20 protein-coding genes are annotated in these 20,586 nt (G+C 72.5%); 9 read left to right on the top strand and 11 right to left on the bottom strand.

What is annotated here, in order from left to right; all coding sequences use genetic code 11:
• Positions 1 to 99: 99 nt before the first annotated feature.
• Complete coding sequence (locus tag ACQEU6_RS19150) at positions 100 to 1,341, bottom strand: sensor histidine kinase (protein ID WP_499333697.1); 1,242 nt, start codon at positions 1,339 to 1,341, stop codon at positions 100 to 102.
• On the bottom strand, positions 1,338 to 1,994 hold the full coding sequence (locus ACQEU6_RS19145) for a response regulator transcription factor (RefSeq protein ID WP_499333695.1): 657 nt from the start codon (positions 1,992 to 1,994) through the stop codon (positions 1,338 to 1,340). Before ACQEU6_RS19145 ends, ACQEU6_RS19150 begins: the two co-directional genes overlap by 4 nt.
• A 175-nt stretch (positions 1,995 to 2,169) precedes the next feature.
• Here ACQEU6_RS19145 and ACQEU6_RS19140 point away from each other — a divergent pair, with 175 nt between their 5' ends.
• From ACQEU6_RS19140 to ACQEU6_RS19120, 5 genes are read left to right on the top strand one after another with little or no spacing between them, the layout of a single operon-like run.
• The gene (locus ACQEU6_RS19140; protein WP_499333694.1) at positions 2,170 to 2,682 is read left to right on the top strand and encodes a hypothetical protein; all 513 of its coding nucleotides are present in this window, start codon (positions 2,170 to 2,172) and stop codon (positions 2,680 to 2,682) included.
• Positions 2,679 to 3,806, top strand: coding sequence for a peptidoglycan-binding protein (locus ACQEU6_RS19135; protein WP_499333692.1), 1,128 nt, complete (start codon positions 2,679 to 2,681; stop codon positions 3,804 to 3,806). Before ACQEU6_RS19140 ends, ACQEU6_RS19135 begins: the two co-directional genes overlap by 4 nt.
• Positions 3,803 to 4,543 carry an ABC transporter ATP-binding protein gene (locus tag ACQEU6_RS19130; RefSeq protein ID WP_499333691.1) on the top strand — a complete coding sequence of 247 codons (741 nt, stop codon included), beginning with the start codon at positions 3,803 to 3,805 and terminating at the stop codon, positions 4,541 to 4,543. The genes ACQEU6_RS19135 and ACQEU6_RS19130 overlap by 4 nt, the downstream gene beginning before the upstream one ends.
• Positions 4,540 to 5,745: an ABC transporter permease gene (locus ACQEU6_RS19125; RefSeq protein WP_499333690.1), complete on the top strand. Its 1,206-nt coding sequence runs from the start codon at positions 4,540 to 4,542 to the stop codon at positions 5,743 to 5,745. Before ACQEU6_RS19130 ends, ACQEU6_RS19125 begins: the two co-directional genes overlap by 4 nt.
• Before the next feature lie 47 nt (positions 5,746 to 5,792).
• Positions 5,793 to 6,368 carry an antibiotic biosynthesis monooxygenase gene (locus ACQEU6_RS19120; RefSeq protein ID WP_499333689.1) on the top strand — a complete coding sequence of 192 codons (576 nt, stop codon included), beginning with the start codon at positions 5,793 to 5,795 and terminating at the stop codon, positions 6,366 to 6,368.
• On the opposite strand, the gene ACQEU6_RS19115 is transcribed toward ACQEU6_RS19120, so the two are convergent.
• Genes ACQEU6_RS19115 through ACQEU6_RS19105 form a run of 3 tightly spaced genes read right to left on the bottom strand, consistent with a single transcriptional unit; the run spans position 6,369 to position 9,908 of the window.
• Complete coding sequence (locus ACQEU6_RS19115) at positions 6,369 to 8,162, bottom strand: choline/carnitine O-acyltransferase (protein WP_499333688.1); 1,794 nt, start codon at positions 8,160 to 8,162, stop codon at positions 6,369 to 6,371. It lies immediately after the preceding gene.
• A gap of 59 nt (positions 8,163 to 8,221) precedes the next feature.
• Complete coding sequence (locus ACQEU6_RS19110) at positions 8,222 to 9,031, bottom strand: class I SAM-dependent methyltransferase (protein WP_499333687.1); 810 nt, start codon at positions 9,029 to 9,031, stop codon at positions 8,222 to 8,224.
• 13 nt (positions 9,032 to 9,044) lie between these two features.
• On the bottom strand, positions 9,045 to 9,908 hold the full coding sequence (locus tag ACQEU6_RS19105; protein ID WP_499333686.1) for a HalD/BesD family halogenase: 864 nt from the start codon (positions 9,906 to 9,908) through the stop codon (positions 9,045 to 9,047).
• A gap of 312 nt (positions 9,909 to 10,220) precedes the next feature.
• On the opposite strand from ACQEU6_RS19105, the gene ACQEU6_RS19100 reads away from it, so the two are divergent.
• Positions 10,221 to 12,056: a serine/threonine-protein kinase gene (locus ACQEU6_RS19100; protein ID WP_499333685.1), complete on the top strand. Its 1,836-nt coding sequence runs from the start codon at positions 10,221 to 10,223 to the stop codon at positions 12,054 to 12,056.
• 176 nt (positions 12,057 to 12,232) lie between these two features.
• Positions 12,233 to 13,450, top strand: coding sequence for a PP2C family protein-serine/threonine phosphatase (locus ACQEU6_RS19095; RefSeq protein ID WP_499333684.1), 1,218 nt, complete (start codon positions 12,233 to 12,235; stop codon positions 13,448 to 13,450).
• A gap of 146 nt (positions 13,451 to 13,596) precedes the next feature.
• Here the strand turns inward: ACQEU6_RS19095 and ACQEU6_RS19090 are convergent, their stop codons facing one another.
• The 4 genes from ACQEU6_RS19090 to ACQEU6_RS19075 all read right to left on the bottom strand — a co-directional run bounded on the left by ACQEU6_RS19090 (position 13,597) and on the right by ACQEU6_RS19075 (position 16,739).
• Entirely contained in the window at positions 13,597 to 14,616 is a 1,020-nt protein-coding gene (locus tag ACQEU6_RS19090; RefSeq protein ID WP_499333682.1) for an alpha/beta hydrolase, read from the bottom strand.
• A gap of 217 nt (positions 14,617 to 14,833) precedes the next feature.
• The gene (locus ACQEU6_RS19085; protein WP_499333680.1) at positions 14,834 to 16,150 is read right to left on the bottom strand and encodes a hypothetical protein; all 1,317 of its coding nucleotides are present in this window, start codon (positions 16,148 to 16,150) and stop codon (positions 14,834 to 14,836) included.
• On the bottom strand, positions 16,147 to 16,395 hold the full coding sequence (locus tag ACQEU6_RS19080) for a hypothetical protein (RefSeq protein ID WP_499333678.1): 249 nt from the start codon (positions 16,393 to 16,395) through the stop codon (positions 16,147 to 16,149). The genes ACQEU6_RS19085 and ACQEU6_RS19080 overlap by 4 nt, the downstream gene beginning before the upstream one ends.
• A 98-nt stretch (positions 16,396 to 16,493) precedes the next feature.
• Complete coding sequence (locus ACQEU6_RS19075) at positions 16,494 to 16,739, bottom strand: hypothetical protein (protein ID WP_499333676.1); 246 nt, start codon at positions 16,737 to 16,739, stop codon at positions 16,494 to 16,496.
• 217 nt (positions 16,740 to 16,956) lie between these two features.
• On the opposite strand from ACQEU6_RS19075, the gene ACQEU6_RS19070 reads away from it, so the two are divergent.
• Positions 16,957 to 17,493, top strand: a complete 537-nt coding sequence (locus ACQEU6_RS19070; RefSeq protein WP_499333675.1) for a ferritin-like domain-containing protein — start codon at positions 16,957 to 16,959, stop codon at positions 17,491 to 17,493.
• 116 nt (positions 17,494 to 17,609) lie between these two features.
• Here ACQEU6_RS19070 and ACQEU6_RS19065 read toward each other — a convergent pair whose 3' ends face one another.
• Positions 17,610 to 17,816 (bottom strand): hypothetical protein, encoded by a 207-nt coding sequence (locus ACQEU6_RS19065; protein WP_499333673.1) that lies wholly within the window; start codon positions 17,814 to 17,816, stop codon positions 17,610 to 17,612.
• 250 nt (positions 17,817 to 18,066) lie between these two features.
• The gene (locus ACQEU6_RS19060; RefSeq protein WP_499333671.1) at positions 18,067 to 19,350 is read right to left on the bottom strand and encodes a M14 family metallopeptidase; all 1,284 of its coding nucleotides are present in this window, start codon (positions 19,348 to 19,350) and stop codon (positions 18,067 to 18,069) included.
• Between the two features lie 702 nt (positions 19,351 to 20,052).
• Here ACQEU6_RS19060 and ACQEU6_RS19055 point away from each other — a divergent pair.
• On the top strand, positions 20,053 to 20,541 hold the full coding sequence (locus tag ACQEU6_RS19055; protein WP_499333670.1) for a PraA/PraB family alkane oxidation protein activator: 489 nt from the start codon (positions 20,053 to 20,055) through the stop codon (positions 20,539 to 20,541).
• The last annotated feature ends 45 nt before the right edge of the window (positions 20,542 to 20,586 follow it).

Genomic DNA, 20,586 nt, shown 5'->3' with positions numbered 1-20,586 from the left:
AAAAGTCTCATTCGCGGTCTTGGCCAGGTAATGCCAGCAGGCCATAACAAAGCGGAATGGCCCCGGTGAACTCGGCTTTCTCCCCTGGAGCGGGCGGCGTTAGGTGCGGGCGGCGGTTCTCGCGCGGGCGCCGCGGTCCGGTTCCGGCTCCGGGTCCGCGGACGGGAGGGCGACGGTGACGGTGAGGCCGCCTCCCGGGCGGGGCGCGGCGGTCACGGTCCCGTGGTGGGCGCGGACGATGGACTGGACGATGGAGAGACCGAGGCCCGCCCCCTTGGAGGTGACGAGGCGGTCGCCGTCGAGCCGGCGGAAGGGCTCGAAGAGGGCCGGGATCTCGTAGGGCGGGACGGCGGGGCCGGAGTTGGCGACCTCCAGGACGGCGCTGCCGCCCTCGGTGCGGCAGGAGACCGAGACCCATCCGGAGTCGGTGTTGTGGCGCAGGCCGTTCTCCAGCAGGTTCTGGACGACGCGTTCCAGCAGGAGCGCGTCGCCCGTCGTCATGGCCTCGGCGGCGCCGGTCTCCACGGTGATGTCGGAGCCGTCGGCCTCAAGGGCCGTCTGGGCGGTGACGTGGGCGACGACGTCCGCCAGGTCCACCGGCGCCCGGTTGGTGATCTCGTTCTCGGAGCGGGCCAGCAGCAGCAGGCCGGTGATGAGGCGCTCGTGCCGCGCGTTGATCTGCAGGAGGGTCTCGCCGAGCTGCCGGACGTCCGGGGACGCCGACTCGCGGTGCATCGCCACCTCGACCAGCGCGCGGCCGAGGGTGAGCGGGGTGCGCAGCTCGTGGGAGGCGCTCGCGACGAAGCGGCGCTGGCCGTCGAAGGAGCGGTCGAGGCGCTCGACCATCGTGTCGAAGGTGTCGGCGAGCTCCTTGACCTCGTCGCGGGGCCCCCGCAGCGCGATGCGCTCGTGCAGCCCCCGGTCGGCGGCGGGCGAGCCGGCGATGCGGCGGGCCGTCTCGGTGACGCGGTGCAGCGGGGACAGGACCTGCCCCGCGATGAGCCAGCCGAAGCCCGCCGCGGCGCCCCCGACGACCAGCAGCGCGATCGACCCCTGGGTGACCAGGGAGGTGACGGCGGCGTCGTGCAGCTCCGCGCGCTGCCTGCGCGCCCAGCCGTCGGCGTCGGCCATCGCCCGGGCCTCCTGCGTCATCTCCTGCGCGGCCCCGGCGGGCGGCGTGGTCCCGGGGGCCGGGTTCAGCCGGGTCGCCAGCACCTTCGTGCCGGACCGCGAGAGCTGCTGGTCGAACAGGGCGTAGGTCGCGCCGAGCAGCACCACGCCGGCGACGAGGAAGAGCCCGCCGTAGGTGAGGGTGAGCCGGGCGCGCAGCGACAGCCTCATCGGATCCGGTACCCCGCTCCCTTGACGGTCTCGACGACGGGCGGGTCGGCGAGCTTGCGGCGCAGCTTGAGGACGGTCAGGCGGACGGCGCCGGTGAACGGGTCGGCGTGCTCGTCCCACGCCTTCTCCAGGAGCTGCTCGGCGGACACGACGGCGCCCTCGGCGCGCAGCAGTTCGGTCAGGACGGCGAACTCCTTGCGGGCGAGCGGCACGTAGCGGCCGTCCCGGAACACCTCGCGGCGCGCCGGGTCCAGGGTGATGCCGGCGCGGTGCAGTGCCGGCGGCGCGGCCGGGCGGCAGCGGCGGCCGAGCGCGTGGACGCGGGCGGCGAGCTCGGGGAACGCGAACGGCTTGGTGAGGTAGTCGTCGGCGCCGAGGCCGAGCCCGTCGACGCGGTCGGTGACCTCCGCGGCGGCGGTGAGCATCAGGATCCGGGCCCCGGCCCCGCCCCGGACGATCTCGCGGCACACGTCGTCGCCGTGGACGCGCGGCAGGTCGCGGTCCAGCACGACCACGTCGTAGTCGTTGACGGCGACCCGCTCCAGGGCGGCCGCGCCGTCGTGGGCGAGATCGACGGCGTGCGCGTCGTCGCGCAGCCATTCGGCGATCGCGTCGGCCAGGAGCCGCTCGTCCTCTGCCACCAGCACTCTCATGAAGCCTCCTCCGAAGGACGATGGTGCCGGAGGCGGTGTTTCGTTTCCGTTAGCGAACGCTCCCGGACGCGGAGGCGCGGAACGGCGCGGCGGCGGAAACGCGGGGGAAACGCGCCGGCGGGTTGCATCGCTCCTCGCCGGCCGGAACCGCTCCGGCCGGGAACGAGGAGGAGACATGCGACTGAGGATCCTGGCGGTCCTGCCGCTCGCCCTGGCGCTGACCCTGACCGGGTGCGGCTCGGACGACAAGGGCGACACCGTGGCCTCGGCGAACGGGGGCGCCAAGCAGGGCGGAACCGGGCAGGGCGGTGAGAAGCCCGGCCAGGGAGACGGCGGCGTCAAGTTCGCCCAGTGCATGCGCGAGCACGGCGTCGACATGGAGGACCCGAAGCCCGGCGAGGGCATCCGGATCCAGGCCAAGGGCGACAAGGGCGCCATGGACAAGGCCATGGAGGCGTGCCGGCAGTACAACCCCATGGCGAATCGCACGGGCGCGCCCGATCCGAAGATGCAGGAGCAGGCGCGGGAGTTCGCCGCGTGCATGCGCAAGAACGGCGTGGAGAAGTTCCCGGACCCCGACCCGAACCAGCCCGGCATCCGGATCGACAAGAACACGGTCGGCGACGACCCGGACCTGGAGTCCGCGCAGCGGGCGTGCGAAAAGATCTTGCAGGGCGGCGGGAAGTGACGGGGGAGACCCTCGCGGAGCGCGCGCCGGCCGAGCGGGAGGGCCGCCGCGCGCGCCGCCGCCGGCCGCGCCTGAGGGTCGCCCTGGCCGTCGCCGCCGTCGTCGCGGCGGGCGGCGCCGCCACCGCGGCGGCGCTCGCCGCCGGCGGGGACCGCGGCGGCGGGCGGGCCGCGGCCCTGCCGCCCGGCACGGCGAAGGTGGCCCGGGAGACGCTGAGCGACACCCAGACCGAGGACGGGCGGCTCGGCTACGGCCCGACCCTGACGGCGACGAGCCAGGCCAGGGGCACGATCACCTGGCTGCCCGAGAGCGGGGACGAGGTCACCCGCGGCCACCGGCTGTACGAGCTCGACGGCGATCCCGTCGTGCTGATGTACGGGTCCAAGCCGTCCTACCGGCCGCTGCGGACCGGGACGGAGGGGGCCGACGTGAAGCGGTTCGAGCAGAACCTCAGCGCGCTCGGCTACGACGGCTTCACCGTGGACGACGAGTACACCGCGGGCACCGCCGAGGCCGTCCGGGAATGGCAGGAGGACATCGGCGCGGCGCGGACCGGGATCGTCGAGGTCGGACGGGTCGCGTACGCGGGCGGGCCCGTGCGGATCGAGGCCGTCGCCGCCAACCCGGGCGAGCCCGCCGCGCCCGGCAAGAAGATCCTCGGCTACACCGGGACCGCGCAGGCCGTCACGGTCGAGCTGGACACCGCCGACCAGCGGCTGGCGAGGAAGGGCGCCCGGGTCGAGGTGACCCTGCCGGAGGGCCGGCCCCTCGCCGCCGAGATCGACGAGGTCACCACCGTGATCGAGCCGGGCGAGCAGGGCGAGGACCCGGAGACGAAGGTGGAGGTCACGATCTGGCTCGACTCCGCCGCGGCGAAGAAGGCCGCGGCCCGCTACGCGCTCGCCTCCGCCGACGTCCGCTTCACCGCGGGCCGGCGCGAGAACGTCCTGACGGTGCCGGTGTCCGCGCTGGTCGCGCTGCGGGAGGGCGGCTTCGGCGTGGAGGTCGTCAAGGGCGGGGCGTCGTCCTACGTCCCGGTCAGGACCGGGCTTTTCGCCGACGGGAAGGTCGAGGTCTCCGGGCCGGGGATCGCCGAGGGCGCGCTCGTGGGGGTACCGAAATGATCACGCTGCGGGACGTGCGGAAGTCCTACCCGGGCGGCGTGCACGCGCTCGCCGGGGTGTCGCTGCACGTCGGCGCGGGCGAGCTGGTCGCCATCGTCGGCCCGTCCGGGTCGGGCAAGACGACCATGCTCAACATGCTCGGCACCCTGGACCGCCCCACCTCGGGCGAGATCCGCGTCGACGGCCACGACGTGGGGCGGCTCCCGGACGCGCGGCTGTCGGCGCTGCGCGCGAGCCGCATCGGGTTCGTCTTCCAGCACTTCCACCTGGCGGCCGGGACCCGGGCGATCGACAACGTCGCCGACGGCCTGCTGTACTCCGGGCTGCGCCCGGCGGCGCGGCGGCGGCGGGCCGCGGCGGCGCTGGAACGGGTCGGGCTCGGCCACCGGCTGGACCACGCGCCGCACGAGCTGTCCGGCGGCGAGCGGCAGCGGGTCGCGATCGCGCGGGCGGTCGCCGGGGAGCCCGCGCTGCTGCTCGCGGACGAGCCGACCGGTGCGCTGGACTCGGCGTCCGGCGACGGGGTGATGGCGCTGCTGCGCGAGCTGCACGCCGCCGGCACCACCATCGTGGTCATCACGCACGACCGGGAGATCGCGGCGGCCCTGCCCCGCCGCGTCCGGATGCGCGACGGCCTGGTGGTGGACGACTCCGGGGTGGACGACTCCGGGGCGGACGGCCGCGCGGGCGACGGCCCGGTCGGCGCCGGCCCGTGCCGGGCGGAGGCCGCGCGATGACCGCCGGGACGCTGCACCCGGCCCGGCTGTGGCCGGGCGACGTGCTCAGGGTCGGCGCGGTCGGTCTGCGGACCCGGCCGATGCGGGCGTTCCTGTCCGCGCTCGGCATCGCGATCGGGATCGCCGCGATGGTCGCGGTCGTCGGGGTGTCCTCCTCCAGCCGCGCCGACCTCGACCGCGCCCTCGCGGCGCTCGGCACGAACCTGCTGACCGTCTCGCCCGGCAACACCCTGACCGGGGAGAAGGCGAAGCTTCCGCTGGAGGCGGAGGCCATGGTCGCCCGGATCGCCCCGGTCCGGGAGGTGTCGGCGACCGGCCTGGTGGACGGCGCCAAGGTCTACCGGACCGGCAAGATCCCCGAGGCGGAGACCAACGGGATCTCGGCGTACGCGGCCCGCACCGACCTGCGCGCCGCGACGGGCGCGAAGCTGCGCGGCGGCGTGTGGCTGAACGCCGCCACCGGCGGCTTCCCCGCGACGGTCCTCGGCTCGACCGCCGCGCGGCGGCTCGGGATCGGGCACGCGGCCCCGGACGTGCAGGTGCTGATCGGCGGCCGGTGGTTCACCGTGATCGGCATCCTGGAGCCGGCGGCGCTGGCGCCCGAGCTGGACAGCGCCGCGCTGGTCGGCTGGGACGCGGCGCGGTCCCGGCTCGGCTTCGACGGCCATCCCACGACGATCTACACCCGGTCGGCGGAGGCGGGCGTGGAGGACGTCCGGGAGGTGCTGGGCGCGACCGCGAACCCGGAGACGCCGAACGAGGTGGAGGTGTCGCGGCCGTCGGACGCCCTGGCGGCCAGGAAGGCCGCGGGCGAGGCGTTCACCGGGCTGCTGCTCGGCCTCGGCGCGGTCGCGCTGCTGGTCGGCGGCGTGGGGGTCGCCAACACCATGGTCATCTCGGTGCTGGAGCGCCGGTCGGAGATCGGGCTGCGCCGCTCCCTCGGCGCGACCCGCGGCCAGATCCGCACGCAGTTCCTCGCCGAGTCGCTGCTGCTGTCGGCGCTCGGCGGCGCCGGCGGGGCGGCCGTCGGGGCGCTGGTCACCGCGGGCTACGCCGTCTCCCAGGGATGGCCGGTCGTCATCCCCGCGTGGGCGGTGCTCGGCGGCGTCGCCGCGACCCTGCTCATCGGCGCGGTCGCGGGCCTGTACCCGGCGATCAGGGCGTCCCGCCTCAGCCCCACCGAGGCGCTCGCCGCGACCTGACCGGGAAGGGCGCGCATGGTCCGGATGGGACGGGTGAGACCTCTGCCATGGCTTCCACGGAGTCCGAGCCCGTCACGATCGTGTTCACCTGGGACGTGAGGCCGGGCCGGGAGCGCGACTTCGAGGAGTGGGCGGAGGGGCTCCACGAGGTCGCGACCCGGTACTCCGGCCACCAGGGCGCCACCTGGCTGCGCGCGGAGGGCACGCGGCACCGGTACTACACGGTGGTGAACTTCGCCGACCAGGAGCGGCTCGACCGGTGGCTCGACTCCGCCGAGCGCGCGGAGTGGATCGAGCGGGTGAGCGGGATCGCCGACGAGCACCGGCAGGACACCACCGGGCTGGAGACGTGGTTCAACCTGCCCGGCGAGTCCGTGCCGCCGCCCTCCAAACTGAAGATGATCGTGGTCACCTTCTGCGCGGTGTACCCGCTCAGCCTGCTGCTGCAGGCCGTCGTCACCCCGCTGACGACGGCCTGGCCGCTACCGCTGCGGGCCCTGACGTTCCCCGTCATCGTGATCCCGCTGCTGACCGTGTTCGTGATGCCCGGGCTCAGCCGGGTGTTCCGGCGCTGGCTCTACCCGATCGGGCGGACGCACCGGCCGGCGCGGCCCGGGAGATGATCACGACAGCAGGTCCCGCAGCTCGCGGACGGCCTCGCGGAGCCGGTCGGCGAACTCCAGCATCGCGTCCGCCACCGGCCGCGGGGTGCTCAGGTAGACGTTGAGGCTGCCGGGGAGCAGGACGTAGGCGACGCCGATGCACTGCTCGCTCGTCGAGCCGAACCCGAAGTAGCGGATGTTGACCGACGGCGCGGAGCTGGTGCTGAGGTAGTCGTCCCGCATGACGAGCCACCCGGGGGAAGCGAACAGCGGGAGCGGCTCGGTGACCCCCAGCTCGGCGCCGCGCCGCTTCTGGACGAGTTGGAGCTCCCAGAGGTGCTGCTCGGGCGCCTGCCCCGCCTGGCATTCCCTGGCCCGCCGGACGTGGGCGTCGGCGGCGGCGCGGAAGGCGTCCCGGCGCGTCCCGGCCCCGGCCGCAGGGTCGTCCATGGCTTCGACGAAGCGGAGCACCTCGGGGGTGACGACCCGCATCGCCTCGGTGCGGCCGTTCCGGTACTGGCGGGTGGCGATCGACTCGTAGGTGGCGCCGACGCGGCCCTTCGCCCGCTTGTGGGCCAGCTGGTAGGCCATCTGCACGAACGCGTCCGGCGACATCTTCAACCGCTTGACGTGGTCGGTGCCGAAGCCGTCGAACGACACGGCCGCGGTGGCCGTGGCCGCCCCGTACGCGGCGAACGCCGCCGCGGCTTCGGCGATGTCGCGCCGCAGGGCGTCGTCCAGGGTGAACTCGATCGCCTCGGCGACCGGGAGCCCCTGCGACCGGGCGCCCGACCGCTGGGACGTCTTCTCCGGGGCTTCGCTCAGCAGCGCGTCGACGAAGCTGAGGATCGTGGTCCCGTCCAGGCCGCAGTGCTCCACGTTGATGCCCGCGGTGCCGTCCCCGAACACGACGAAGGAGACGGCCTTGTCGAACCAGCGGTTGGCGCTGTCGCCGTGGAGCAGGTGGTCGCAGGCGTCGAGGGAGTCCTTCGGGACGAAGTCCTCCAGGCACACGCAGAACAGCGCGGTCTCGACGTCGTCGAGCGCTTTGGTGTTGCCGAGGGCCAGCAGCGCCTCGCGGCTCGCCGCCCACCCGGCGCGGGCCTTGGTGGTGAGGTGCCCGGCGGACGGCTCCGGCGCGGCCTCCGCCTTCATGACGGCGGCGAGGCCCGCGCGCAGCTCCTCCAGCGTGTGGGGGCGGCCCTCGGGGCCCAGCACGTCCATGCGGATGATGTTGCCCCGGAAGAGCACCACGATGTGGCGGGCGTCCGACGGGCCCGGCCACTCGGCGGTGTAGGGGGCGCGGACGGTGTCCTGCTCGGCGCCGGGGATGCGGGTCGTGGAGAACAGGTACCGGTTCTGCGTCATCGACAGCGGCCGCCCGCGCTGCACGACGGGCGGGACCTCCTCGCGGTCGAGCCGCAGCTTGTAGTCCAGCGCCCCGGCGACGAGCCCGGCCGCTCGCTCGACCTGCCCCTCCGGCGAGTCCCTGAACAGGAAGAAGAAGTTGGCGTTCAGCGCGATCCGGTCGCGGCGGCCGAGGTAGCGGTAGGGCCAGAACGTGTCCAGCCAGCTGTCCACCCCCTCGCTCGCGTCGTAGCGCTCCAGCGCCGCCTGCAGCGCGCGGCCCGGCCCGTCCGGGCGGGCGAACGAGGCCAGCGCCGCTTCCGTCCGGGCCCGCTCGTCCGGGGTCAGCAGCGGCCCGCACCACTCGAGGAACCGCTCGCAGGTCTCTTCGAGCGCGGGCAGCGGCACCCGCGGCAGGCGCTCCTCGTTGCCGAAGGTGCGGGACGACAGTTCTTCGCCGGCGTTCACATCGATCCTCTTGTTCTGTTCGTTCCCAGGGTCATGTGTCCACGACCCGTCGGAAGGGGTCAGTCCCGCGGACGGGAGATGTAGAGGTGGGCGTAGAACCAGCCGCCGGTCTCCAGGCCGCTCGGGTCGGCGCCGACCGCGGCGAGCCGGTCCAGGACGAGCGCCTGCTCCTCGGGCGTGGCGAACCGCCGCTGCCGGAAGAGGCCGTCGTGGCGGACGGTGGCGTACCCGGCGGCCCCGAGCGCCTCGGCGATCGGGTCGAAGGGGAACATGCGCAGCACGAAGTGCGCCATCCACGGCCTGCGCTCCCCCTGCGCCTCGACGACGCGGGAGAGGGTGCGCTCGGTGACGTATCCGAGGCACCCCGTCGAGATGACCAGGTCGGTTCCGGCGAGCCGGGCGCGCTGCTCGGCGGTCGGCTCGCCGCTCTCCAGATCCGCGTGGACGGCGCCGTCGAGGAAGCCGGCTTCGACCGCGTAGGAAAGGGCGTTGTCGGAGGCGTCCAGGCCGAGGAAACGCAGGCGGCTCGTCGTTTCACGGGAACGGACCAACTCCCGGTCTCGGGCCAGAAGGCCGGCGCGGGTGTAGCCGAGGACGTCGGGACCGCCGTAGCGATCGTACAGGTCCGCCATCGTCAGGCCGTATTTCAGCAGGGCCGCATTGATGCCGTAAGAACAGCCGATATCGAGAACGGTGGGAATCCGGACACCGCGCGCCTCCCGGTATTCGGAGATGAGCCGCTGGAAGTGCGGTTTGGCCAGTTCCGGGATGTCGTAGTGGAGTTCGCGCAGCGTGCCGAAGTAGGCGCGGGGATCGGGGCTGGTGTAGATGTGGTCGAGCGAGATCTTCCCTGTCGCGTCCGTGCGCACGTGCGGGTGCCTCCTAGTCCAGCAGCCGGTCGATCCGGACGGCGCGTCCCTCCGCCGCCAGGTGCTCGGGCAGGACGCGGCCGAAGAGCTGCCTCGTGCGCGCGACGCTGCCGATGACCCCCGGGCGCTCGCTGTAGGCGAGGATCGCCGTGTGCCGCGCCGTGTCCCCCCGGACCGGGGCCACCCGGTGCAGCGCGTACCGTCCCTTGAAGAGTTGCAGGTCACCTGGGCGAAGCGTGAGCCGGCGGACGAGGTCGCCGCCGTTCCCGGTCAGCACGCGGCGCACGTCGCCGAAGTTCTCCGCCTCCGCCGACCTGATGTTCGGGCAGTACTCGAAGACGCCCCCGTCCCCGGGCTCCCGCGTCAGCAGGCTGACGGTGAACTCGTTGGTGTCGAAGTGCCAGGGATGCTCCATTCCCGGATTGACGACGTTGAGCACGAGCCCCGACAGCGGGTCGGCCAGCTCGTGCACCCGGGGCAGCCCGAAGCAGGCCGCGACGAACCGCTGGAAGAGCCCGCTCGTGTAGAGCCGGTGGACGACGGAGCCGGCGGGGATGCGGTCGCGGGCGACGAACGCGTTGCCCCGCTCGACGGTGATGCGCCCGGGGTGGTCCGCCGGCAACGGCGTGCTCACGTCGATGTTGTAGGCGTTCACCGTTTCGACGTCGTAATGCGCGTGCGGTGCGGTCGCCCCGCATTCCGTGCTCAGCGCGTCCCGCAATGCCGGGCGAATGAAGTCGGGCAGCACGCAGCAGCCCGTTTTCGCCAGCTCGTCCCGGGTCCGGGAAACGAGCAGGTCCCATCCCGCGCCGCCCGGCGCGGCCAGCGGATAGCGCTCCGTGTCGACGATCCCTGCGAGAGCCTCCGCTGCGCCCATGAAGATCCTTTCGCGGTCGGCGAACCCCAACGGGTTGTAGCACAATCCCTCCGCGCATTCCCGGCCGCGCTTTTCCTGTGCGCTTTGTCATGAAATGATAAGCGCGGCCCGTGACCTGTGGCTTCGAACGCTCCCGGGCCGGGGGGCGCGCCGCGGCCGGTGTGTCCCATCTCACCGGCCGTCTCCGGGAGGCGGGCGCGGCGCCGCCCGGATCCCGGATCTGGCGGTCGTGCGGACTTTCCGCGAACCTTTCCTCACACGGCGGCGTCACCGTCCTGTGAAGCATGATCCGAAGAGCGGCGGGAGCAAGGGATGGACTGGCGGCTGACGGGGTTCACCGAGGAGCGCGAACTCGGGCGGGGCGCGCAGGGCCGGGTCGTCCTGGCCCGCCACACGGCGTCCGGGACACCGGTCGCGATCAAGTACCTGACCGGCGGGGACCCCGGCGCGGTCGACGCGCTGCGCTCCGAGGCGCAGATGCTCGGGCGCCTGACGAGCCCGTACGTGGCGCGCCTCTTCCAGTTCGTGGAGGGCGAGCACGGCGCGGCGATCGTGATGGAGGCGGTGAACGGCGCCTCCCTGAAGGAGGTGCTGCGCGAGCACGGCGCCCTCACGCCCGAGGCGGCGCTGCTCGTGCTGAAGGGCTCGCTGCTCGGGCTCGCGGCCGCCCACGCCGTCGGTGTCGTGCACCGCGACTACAAGCCGGCGAACGTCGTGGTGCGGGGCGACGGGCTGAGCAAGCTCGTGGACTTCGGCATCGCCGTCCTGGCGGGCGGCAGCTCGATCTCGGGGACGCCGGTCTACATGGCGCCGGAGCAGTGGCGCGGTGAACCCGCCAGCCCCGCCACCGACGTGTACTCCGCGACGTGCGTGTTCGTGGAGTGCGTCACCGGGCGGCGCCCCTTCGCGACGGCCGAGCGGGCGGCCCTGATGAACCAGCACCTCACCGCGCAGGTCGACGTGCGGGACGTGCCCGAGCCGCTGCGCGGGCTCGTCCTGGAGGGGATGGCGAAGGAACCGGGGCGGCGGCCGCCGGGCGCGGCGGAGTTCGTCTCGCGGCTGGACGCCGCCGCCGTCGCCGGGTACGGAAGCGACTGGGAGCAGCGGGGCATGAGCGCCCTGGCCGGGGCCGCGGTCGCGCTGGCCGCGCTGTTCCCGCTCGGCGCCCTCGCCGCCGCGCCGGGCGCCGCGGCCGGGGCGACCGCGGGCGCGGCGGGCACGGCGGGCACGGCGGGCACGGTCGGCACGGCCGGCGCCGGTGCGGGCGGCGGCGCGGGCGGTGCGGGGACCGCGGGGGCGGCCGTGGGCAAGGGCTTCCTCGCCACCGCGGCGGGCAAGGGCGCGATGGCCGCCGCCGGCGCCGCCGTGGTCGCGGGGTCGGCGGGCGGCGTCGTCTACGCGGTGCACGACGACAAGGCCCCGCCGCGCGCGGCCGAGCCCGCCGTCGTCGTCACGCTCGCCGCCGACAACCGCCGGCTCACCGACCCGGCGATCGTGGTCCAGAACGCGCAGTACCCGAAGGTCACCGGGCTGAAGGATCCCGCGCTGGAGCGCCGCGTCAACGCCGAGCTCCGCGAGCCGATCGACTGGCTCGTCGGGGTGTGGAAGAAGAACGCTCCGCGTTTCTGCAAGGGCAGGCCCGCGAAGATCGGCACCGAGACGAGGCTCGGGCTGCGCGGCCCCCGCCTGGTGTCGGTCCGCTACTACCTGCTGTCGGACAACTGCCAGCAGGCGGACGGCTCCCCGGGCGGCGAGGTCGTCACCGTCGACCTGCGCACCGGGCGCCGGCTCACCGCGGCCGACGTCTTCCAGCCCGCGACGCTCACCGCGGCCGGCGTGCGCCGGCTCAACTCCCTCGTCCCGCAGAGGCCGGCCCGGAACGAGCGCCGGTGGCAGGACTGCAGCCCCGACGGGCCGTTCGAACTCGCCGACTTCGCCCCGCGCGGGACCCAGGATTCGACCGCCAGGCAGGGGCCGTTCCTGTTCCCGTTCTTCACCCCCACCGGCTTCGAGCTCTCCTACCTGGCGGGCGGCAGCGACGGCTGCGGCAACCTGAACTTCGGCACCTCCTACGCGAACGTCCGCGGCCTGCTGAAGCCCGAGATCGCCGCCCTGCTGCCGTCCGGCCCCTCACCGGCCAGGTCCTGACCTCCCGCCCGCCTCGGACCGGAGACCACATGGACGAGACGCGGGAGGGTAGGGACTCCCGGACAAGGGGGAATGCGGTCCTGGAGAACGGTGGTCCGCCCGAGGACGGTGGAGTGCGCGAGCCCCGAGAGCCGAGAGCCGAGAGCCGAGAGCCGAGAGTGCAGGGCGGCGAACCGATGCTGAGAGAGCTGTTGGCGGCCAGCCATCTGATGTCGATGGAGCAGCTGCCGGGCGCGGTCGCCCGGCACGCCGCCGGCCTCGGCCTGCACGACGTGCTCATCTACGTCGTGGACCTCCAGCAGACGGTGCTGCGCCTGCTGACCGGCGAGGGTCCGGACGCCGGGCGGCGTCCCGGAGCCGCCCCCTCGGAGCTCAGGGTCGACGCGACGGTCGCGGGCCGGGCCTTCCAGACGATGGATCCCGCGGTCGGGCAGGCCCTCGACGGCGGGACCTGCCAGTACTGGGTGCCGATCCTCGACGGGGCCGAGCGGATCGGCGTGCTGCGGGTGACCGTGCGCCGCGACGACGTGCGGGCCCGGAAGGAGGCCGAGTCCCTGGCCGGCCTGGTCGCGTTGATCATCGTCAGCAAGGGCCCGTACAGCGACTCCTACTCCCGGCTCGTGCGGACCAGGGACATGACGGTGTCGGCGGAGATGCAGTGGCGGCTGCTGCCCCCCATGACCTTCGCCAACGACCAGGTCGTCATCGGCGCCGCGCTGGAGCCGGCCTACATGCTGGGCGGCGACACCTTCGACTACGCCCTGGCGGGCGACACCGTCCATCTCACGATCTTCGACGCCATGGGTCACGACACCGCCGCCGGGCTCACCTCCAACCTCGCCGTCGCGGCCTGCCGCAACAGCCGCATCCAGGGGGCCGGGCTCGTCGAGACGGCCCAGTCGGTCGAGGCGGCGCTGCTCGAACAGGACCCGAGCGGCCGTTTCGTCACCGGCGTGCTGGCCGAGCTCGACCTGCCGTCGGGGCAGCTCTCGTGGGTCTCCTACGGTCACCCCCCGCCCGTCGTCATCCGCGGTTCGCGGTGGGTCACCACGCTGGAGTGCCCTCCCGGCACCCCGCTCGGCACCGGCCTCGGCGTGCACGCGGGGGTGTGCGGCGAGCAACTGGAGCCGGGGGACCGGATCCTGTTCTACAGCGACGGGATCGTGGAGGCCCGCGACCCGGACAAGCAGGAGTTCGGGCTGCACCGGTTCGTCGACTTCATCATCCGGCGCGAGGCCGACGGGCTGTCGGTCCCCGAGACGCTGCGGCGCCTCATCCACAGCATCCTGGAGCACCACTCGGGACGCCTGGACGACGACGCCACCGTCCTGCTCCTCGAATGGCACGGGCCGCTCGGCGAGAAGGACGCCACGCAGATGCTCAAGAACGCCTGAGCCCGGAGCAGGGGCCAGGGCCTCACAGCCTGTCTTGAAGTGGCCTCGGCCCCGCGCGCGAACGCGTGACCTGCCCGGTGGAGCGAGGCCGGAGGCGAGCGGAGCCGGGCAGATTGCGAAGCGATGCCGCGTTCGCCCAGGCCCGGTCACGCAGCGAGCCGCCAGGCGAGCGAAGAGGACCGGGACTTTGAAACACAGCCGAGCCCCAGGGCGTCCATGAGCATCGGGTAGGACTCGTGCAGGTCGCGCTGCCAGTACGGCCAGTCGTGCTGCCCGTCGAAGAACCGGGCGGTCACCGGGACGCCGAGGGCGCGCGACCGGTCCACGAAGGCGTGCGCGTGGTCGTTCGCGCCGGCCTCCACCGGGTCGGTGAACGGCAGCCCGCCGAGCGACCCGGCCCTGCCGTTCCCGCTCGCCACCCAGAGCCGGACGCCGCGCAGCCGCCCGGCGAGGTCGGCCGGGTTGTGGGCGTGCCAGATCGCGGCCTGGTCGTCGGGGTCGCCCCACACCCGCCGCCAGTCGGTGCCGGGGCAGGCCAGGGACGGCCCCCAGCCGGTCGAGTCGTCGCCCGGCTCGTGGCCGTACAGGGTGTCGAGGTAGCCGCTGAACGCCGCCGCGGCCGCGAACGCGCCGGGGAACCGGGCCGCGTACAGCATGGCGCCGAGCCCGCCCATGGAATTTCCGGCGACCACGCGTCGCGTTCCCGCCCGGTAGTCCCGTTCGAGAATTCCGCGCAGTTCGGTCATGTGGAACGTCTCCCAGCGCGGCGGGCCGCCCTTCCCGTAGTTCCACCAGTCGGAGTAATTGCCGCAGCGGCCGCCGTCCGGCATGACGACGATGACGCCGGTTCCGGCGGTGAGTTCCGCGACGTCGGTGTCGCGCGTCCAGGCGGTGTAGTCGTCCACTCCGCCGTGCAGGAGCCACAGGGTCGGCCAGGTGCGCTCCGCGCGCCGCGACCATCCCGGCGGGAGCAGGAGCCGTACCTTCAGGCGGCCGTCCATGGCGGGCGAGGCGATGGTCAGGTCCAGGGTGCGGGGCGCGACGGCCGTCTCGGCGACGACCTGCGCGGGGGGCGGGGCGGCCGCCATGGACCGGTCCGCGAGCACGAGGGGCAGCAGGAGCGCGAAGGCCCCCAGCCATGCGGCGGGGGTGGGGCGACGGAGCAACGCGGGGCCTTCCGGAAACACCGGCCGCGGGGATGTGCCGGCCTTGGGAAAGGAAGAGATCCTTGTGCGGAGTTTCTCTCCCCGTTCCCCGGGGATTCCCAGGGATCTTCGCTCCGAAGCACGAACGAAAAAGCTTATAAAATGCATTTCCCGGAACGGGAAAGAACGCGCCGGGTGCCCCCCTGGCGGCACCCGGCGCGTTGGCGATGCGGACCTGTCAGGTCCCGGAGGCCGCCTTCGCGACGGGCGCGTTCACGTAGCGGACGGCCCACCGCACCAGCCCGCGGACCATGCTGTACAGGATGAACGCCACACCGATCAGCGGCAGGACCAGCAGAAGGATCTGGAGCCCGGAGGTGAGCAGCGTGAGGGGCTCCGCCCCGTCGGCGGCGGCGGACGCGAGCCGGCGCATCATCTCCCAGTCCTTGGCCACCAGCCCGGGAACCTGGGTGACGATCAGCACGATCTGGAACGCCAGCATGGGGATCACCGTCAGCACCCAGACCGTGACGAAGATCTGGGGCCAGCGCTTGAGGTCGTCGAGCCGGGCGTCGGCGGGGCGGCGCAGGAGCGTCCGGCGCAGGATCGGCCCGATGTACCGGAACAGGTCGGGGATGCCGATGAGGTCGGACATGATGTAGTACCCGTCGAACCGGAGTGTCGGCAGCAACTGCTGCACGATCTCCAGGTTGACGTACAGGATGGCGACGAGCAGCGGCGCGAAATTCGTCTGCGCGTACAGCAGGGTCAGCCCGATGACGAAGATGCCGTTGAAGTAGACGCCGGCGAGGTCGGTTCGGAGCCGCCCGGCGCGGCCGAGCCGGTACGACTCGGTGATGTCGGTGTAGAACGCGGGCCACACCAGGTAGATGCCGCAGCCCATGACGCCGGGGCGGACGCCGCCGTACCGGCAGGCCGAGGCGTGCCCGACCTCGTGGAAGGCGCACGAGGCGATCCCGAGCGCGAGCACCAGCAGGATGCTGACCGGTTTGAGGATCGCCATCGACAGGGCGTCGGCGATGGACGCGGACGTGAGCACCCAGACCTCACCGGCCACGAAGGAGGCGAGCACGGGCGCCATCACCCAGGGGCGGAACAGCCAGGCGAACAGGCCGCCGACGAACCAGGTGACCGACTCGGGGAAAACCGCGATCTTGAACTTGAGCGCCAGGAACGGGTCGGACCGCGCCGTCTGCGGCACGCTGCCGTCGCTGAAGGTGGTGACGCCGAGCGGGGCGAGCTTGTGGTCGACCAGGTAGACGATCTGCTCCGCGGACAGCCGCGCGCCCGCCTCCCGGCTGACCGAGTCGGCCACCGTGGCGAGCGAGGCGACCACGTCGCCCTCGCCCGCCAGGTGGCGGTGGTCGTGCAGCGCCCTGGCGACCAGGAACAGCAGCGGCGGGAGCCGCACGAGCTGCCGGTTCGGCAGGCGGACCAGCTGCGGCGGCTCCCGGTACCCGGAGTTCTTGAACTCGCCGACCAGCTCGGCGCCGTCGACCAGCGAGGGCAGGGTGATGACGGCGGGCGCGCTCATGGCTTGTCGTGCACCACGACGGCGGGCACGCAGGTCACCGTGGACGTCGGGGCCTCGGCGAGCAGGCCGGTGCCGAGCAGGCCGGTGGTGCCGGCGGACTGGGTCGCCTGGCAGGCGTAGAACACCTCGGTGTCGCCGTGGCCGCCGCCGGCCCGGGCGGACAGCGCGAGCCGCCGAGGCAGGACCTCCCCGGCCAACCGGTCCAGTTCCGCGTAGGTGAGCTTTTGAGGGTTGTAAGAGCTCATGGGATCGCTTTCGCTTCGCTGTGGGAAGGGGGAAGGGCTGGCGGAAGCCGCCAGCCCTTCCGAGTGCGAGCCGAAGCCCGCGGTTACGCACGCTCGGTTCAGTGACCGGAGATCGCGGTGCCCGGCACGCAGGCGATCGAGCTCGCGTCGGTCTGCGCGTGCAGGCCGATGAGCTGGAGCAGGCCGCTGTCGGGGCGGGTCTGCTGGCTCTGGCAGGCGTTCACGACCGCGGTCGTGCCGTCGCCGTGGCCCCCGCCGTTGACGAGAAGAGTGGACAGGACGGCCCGCTCCGGCAGGATCTCACCGGCGAGCTCGGCCAGCTCGGTGTTGCTGAAGGACTTCATGTGGTTCCTTTTCTTCCTTGTCACGCCCGGATCTCAAGGTGGATACCGGATGTCCCTTCCCCTGCCCCAGGTCGGAGCAAGGTAGCTCTACGTATAGCAGATGTGACGGACGGTGGCCAAGTATGCCCCTGCGAGTCAGGTTGTTCGCGTCGGGTTTCAGGCATGAGCGGCCCCTGGCGGGTAGGGGAACCGCAACCGTGCTGATCAGGAGGGGTGCATGGCCGAGAGCAGCTTCAGCATCGACGTCGCCGCGATCCGGGAACGCGCGCGCGAGAAAATGGCCGACGGGCCGGTGACCGCGGGCTACGGCCGGAGCGCCGAGGAGGTCATCGGCGTCCTCAACGACGTCCTGGCCACCGAGATGGTGTGCTGGATGCGCTACGCGCAGCACGCGATCAGCGCGACGGGGATCGACCGGGCCCAGGTGTCGGCGGAGTTCAGCGAGCACGCCGAAGAGGAGCGCGACCACGCGATGCGCGCCGCGGAGCGGATCAGCCAGCTCGGCGGGCAGCCGGACTTCGACCCGAAGACGCTGGCCGCGCGCTCCCACACCACCTACAGGACGTTCGGCGAGAACGACCTGAAGAGCATGCTGGAGGAGAACCTCGTCGCCGAGCGGATCGTCATCGAGTCCTACCAGGAGATCATCCGCTGGCTCGGCGACGGCGACGTGACCACCCGGCGGCTGATGGAGCACATCCTCGCCGAGGAGGAGGAGCACGCCGACGATCTCACGGACCTGCTGGGGGTCTGACATGGAATTCGGGTACACGCTGCTCTGCGAGCAGACGCCGCCCAAGCAGCTCGTCACCGACCTCGTGGAGGCGGAGGAGGCGTCTACGGGCAGATCCCCGTGGCCTTCGGTCACGACTACGAGGAGTGCGAGCAGCGCGCCCACAGCACGTGGAAGTTCTCCGCTCCGGCCTGGAAGGTGATGGCCGAGCTGCCGGGCCCGGTGAACTTCGAGGCGGCCGCGAAGACCGTCCGGCCGGACGACGTGGCGGAGTCCGTTCCCTGCGGCGACGACGTGGACGACCACGTCGAGGCCGTCCAGGAGTGGGCCGACGCGGGCTTCACCCCACATCTCGTTCTGCCAGTCACCAGTCAGGGCCGGAGCACCAGAAGGACTTCCGGACCTGGGCGGAGGCCGACCTTCTGCCCGCCCTGCGCGAACGCTTCGGCTGACCTGTAGCGAACGCTTCGGTCGGCGCGCCGTGTTGCGAAGGCCCGGCCACTTCGCTCGCCTGGCGGCTCGCTATGTGGCCGGGCCTGGGCGAACGCGGCATCGCGCGTTCGCGCGCGGGGCCGAGTCCACTTCGAGCAGGCTCTAGGCGCAGTACTGGCTCTGCTTGCCGGTGGCCCGGTAGGGGCAGTCGGCGTAGTCGGTCAGCCGCAGCAGGGCCTCGCGGCTGCGCTGGACCTCACCGGCGATGGCGGACGGCGCCGGGTAGAAGCTGCCTCCGGCCAGCTCGAACGTGAACGAGAAGATGCGCTGCTGGCCCCACGTGTAGTCGTCCGTGGTCCCGTCGGTGATGTAGAGGTCGCTGGACTGCTCGGGCGCGAAGCCGTTCGTCGAGGCCAGTTCGCGCCCGATGGTGCGGTGGGCGGCCTCCTCGTCCGCGGACATCGAGCCCGGGACGGTGTTGTTGTAGGTGTAGCCGAACGGCCACAGCACCAGTTCCGCGTCCGAGTGGATGTCCAGGAACATCCCGAGCTGCTGCCTGCCGCCCACGACCCGGCTCCGCACGAAGTCGGCGAGGACCTTCGTCTCGGTCGCGGACTCGGGGCCGGTGCCCCGGTAGGTCTCGCTGGAGCCGTTGCCGGACGAACCGCCGCAGCAGCCCCACTTGTAGGCGAAGTTGCGGTTCAGGTCCGTGCCCGTGGACGTGGGGTTGGGCTGGCGGTTCTTGCGCCACATCCGGCCCGGCTGCGTGTCGCTGGTCATGTCGTAGACCTGGCCGTCCGGGTTGACCATCGGCATGACGTAGATCTCGCGCGAGTTCACCAGGTTCGTGATCCGGCCGTCGGACCCGTACCCGGTCGTGAGCTGCCCGATGTAGTCGAGCGCCTGCTCGGCGGTGAGCCGCTCGCGCGCGTGGATGTTGGCGATGATCATCACTTCGGGCTCGTTCTCGTCGGTCGCCACGTTGTCGCTGATCTTCACGCCGACGATGTCGCGGCCCTGGTAGGACCTGCCGACGACGAACTGGCGGGCGATCTGCGGATGGGCGGCGACGACGGAGTCGACCTCCTGCCGCATCTCGGCGAACGTGTGGTACGACGTCGCCGCGGTGCTCGGGGCCGCGCTCGGGTTCGCGGCCCGCGCGGGGGCCGGCCTCACGGCGAAGCCGAGCCGCCGGATCGCCTCGACCTCCGAGGGGACGGCGCTGACCTCCAGCCCGCCGGCCCGGACGGCGTCGACCGCCGCTCCGGTCCGGGCGACCTGGCTGCGCTGCTGGGCGGTCCGGGGACCGGTCACGACGTACTGCCCGGCGGTCTCGGGGCCGGGCGCCGACGCGGCGGACGGCGCGGCGAGCCCGGCGAGGGCCAGCGCCAGCGCCAGCGCCGACGGGACGGCGATCAGGGAACGCAATCGGCGGGAGGTTCTCATGGCGGGGGTACCTGCCGTTCGGCTCTGCGCGCCCGCTCGTCGCGCGGCGGGGTCCCTGCGGACGTTCACGGACGCTCGCGGTCCCGTCACGATGGCCCGCAACCGCCCGTCTGACAATGGGTCGCCGGCGGGACGGCCGGATGAGCCCGGAAATCCGGACCCGCGGAGAATCGCCAGATCAGAGATACCGGGCCGCCCGGAACCGAAGCGGGTTTTCAGTGCCGATCAGAGTGGATGTGAAATTTCACAACCGATCGAACACTCCTTGTGACCTCTCCGTGCCGGGCGCGCTGTGTAACCGGTTCTCGCTGGTTTTGCCTCGACGTTCGCCGCCGTTGCCGAAGGGGGCGGGGCGGATGGGGCGGGATGAGCGCGTCGGTCGCCGGTATGTCTGTATCCTGCATGGATAACGACTTACGGACATTCGGAACGACGCTTTATGATCGGTGTCATTCCGAGATAATGGAAGAGTCGTGTCCGGGTATTGACCACTCTATGACCTTTGTCTATGGTCTGCGTTAGAACGCGTTCTACTCCGGTCGGAACCCATGTCGAAGGGGACAGGGCGGTTACCGGCCCCGGTCCCTGAACTACGGCGGCTTCCCCACAGGCCATGGGCGGAGCCGCGCATGGGTCAGCGGACCTCCCACCCCACCCTTCGGGTGCAGGCGCGACGCCCACCGTTCGAAATGAGGACCCCCCTTGTCTCGCACCACGAAGATCGCCGCGATCGCCGCGGCCGCGGTCGCGGCCACCGGCGCCGTCGCCCTGACGGCCTCCCCCGCCCTGGCCGTCAACACCGGGTCGTTCACCGCCACCCTCAACGGCACCATGGTGATCGACGCGGGAGTCCCGGCCAGCTGCACCAGCTCCACGCTGGCGGGCACCGTCCTGACCGGCGGCGTCAACGCGTCCTACACGTCCGCGAGCGCGGGCGGCTGCGGTGTCACCGTCACCCCCGGGGGCCTGCCCTGGAGCGGCACCTTCAGCGGCACCACCGTCAAGATCAACAACTTCTCGATGAGCGCGATCGGCTGCACCTACGGCGGGACCCTGACCGGCTCCATGTCGGCGACGAACTTCCCGTTCACCGCCACCTTCACCAACCAGGTCGTCCCCAAGACGAGCGGCAGCATCCTCTGCCCGTCCTCGGCCAAGGTCACGGCCAAGTACGACTACAAGCAGCCCTGATCCCCGGCGGGGGCGGAGTCCGGTCCCGACGTCAACCGAATCCGC

Source organism: Spirillospora sp. CA-108201 (genome assembly GCF_050936235.1).
Classification (GTDB): Bacteria; Actinomycetota; Actinomycetes; order Streptosporangiales; family Streptosporangiaceae; genus Spirillospora.
Note: the sequence above shows the minus strand (reverse complement) of the source record. Positions and strands in the feature narration are given on the sequence as shown.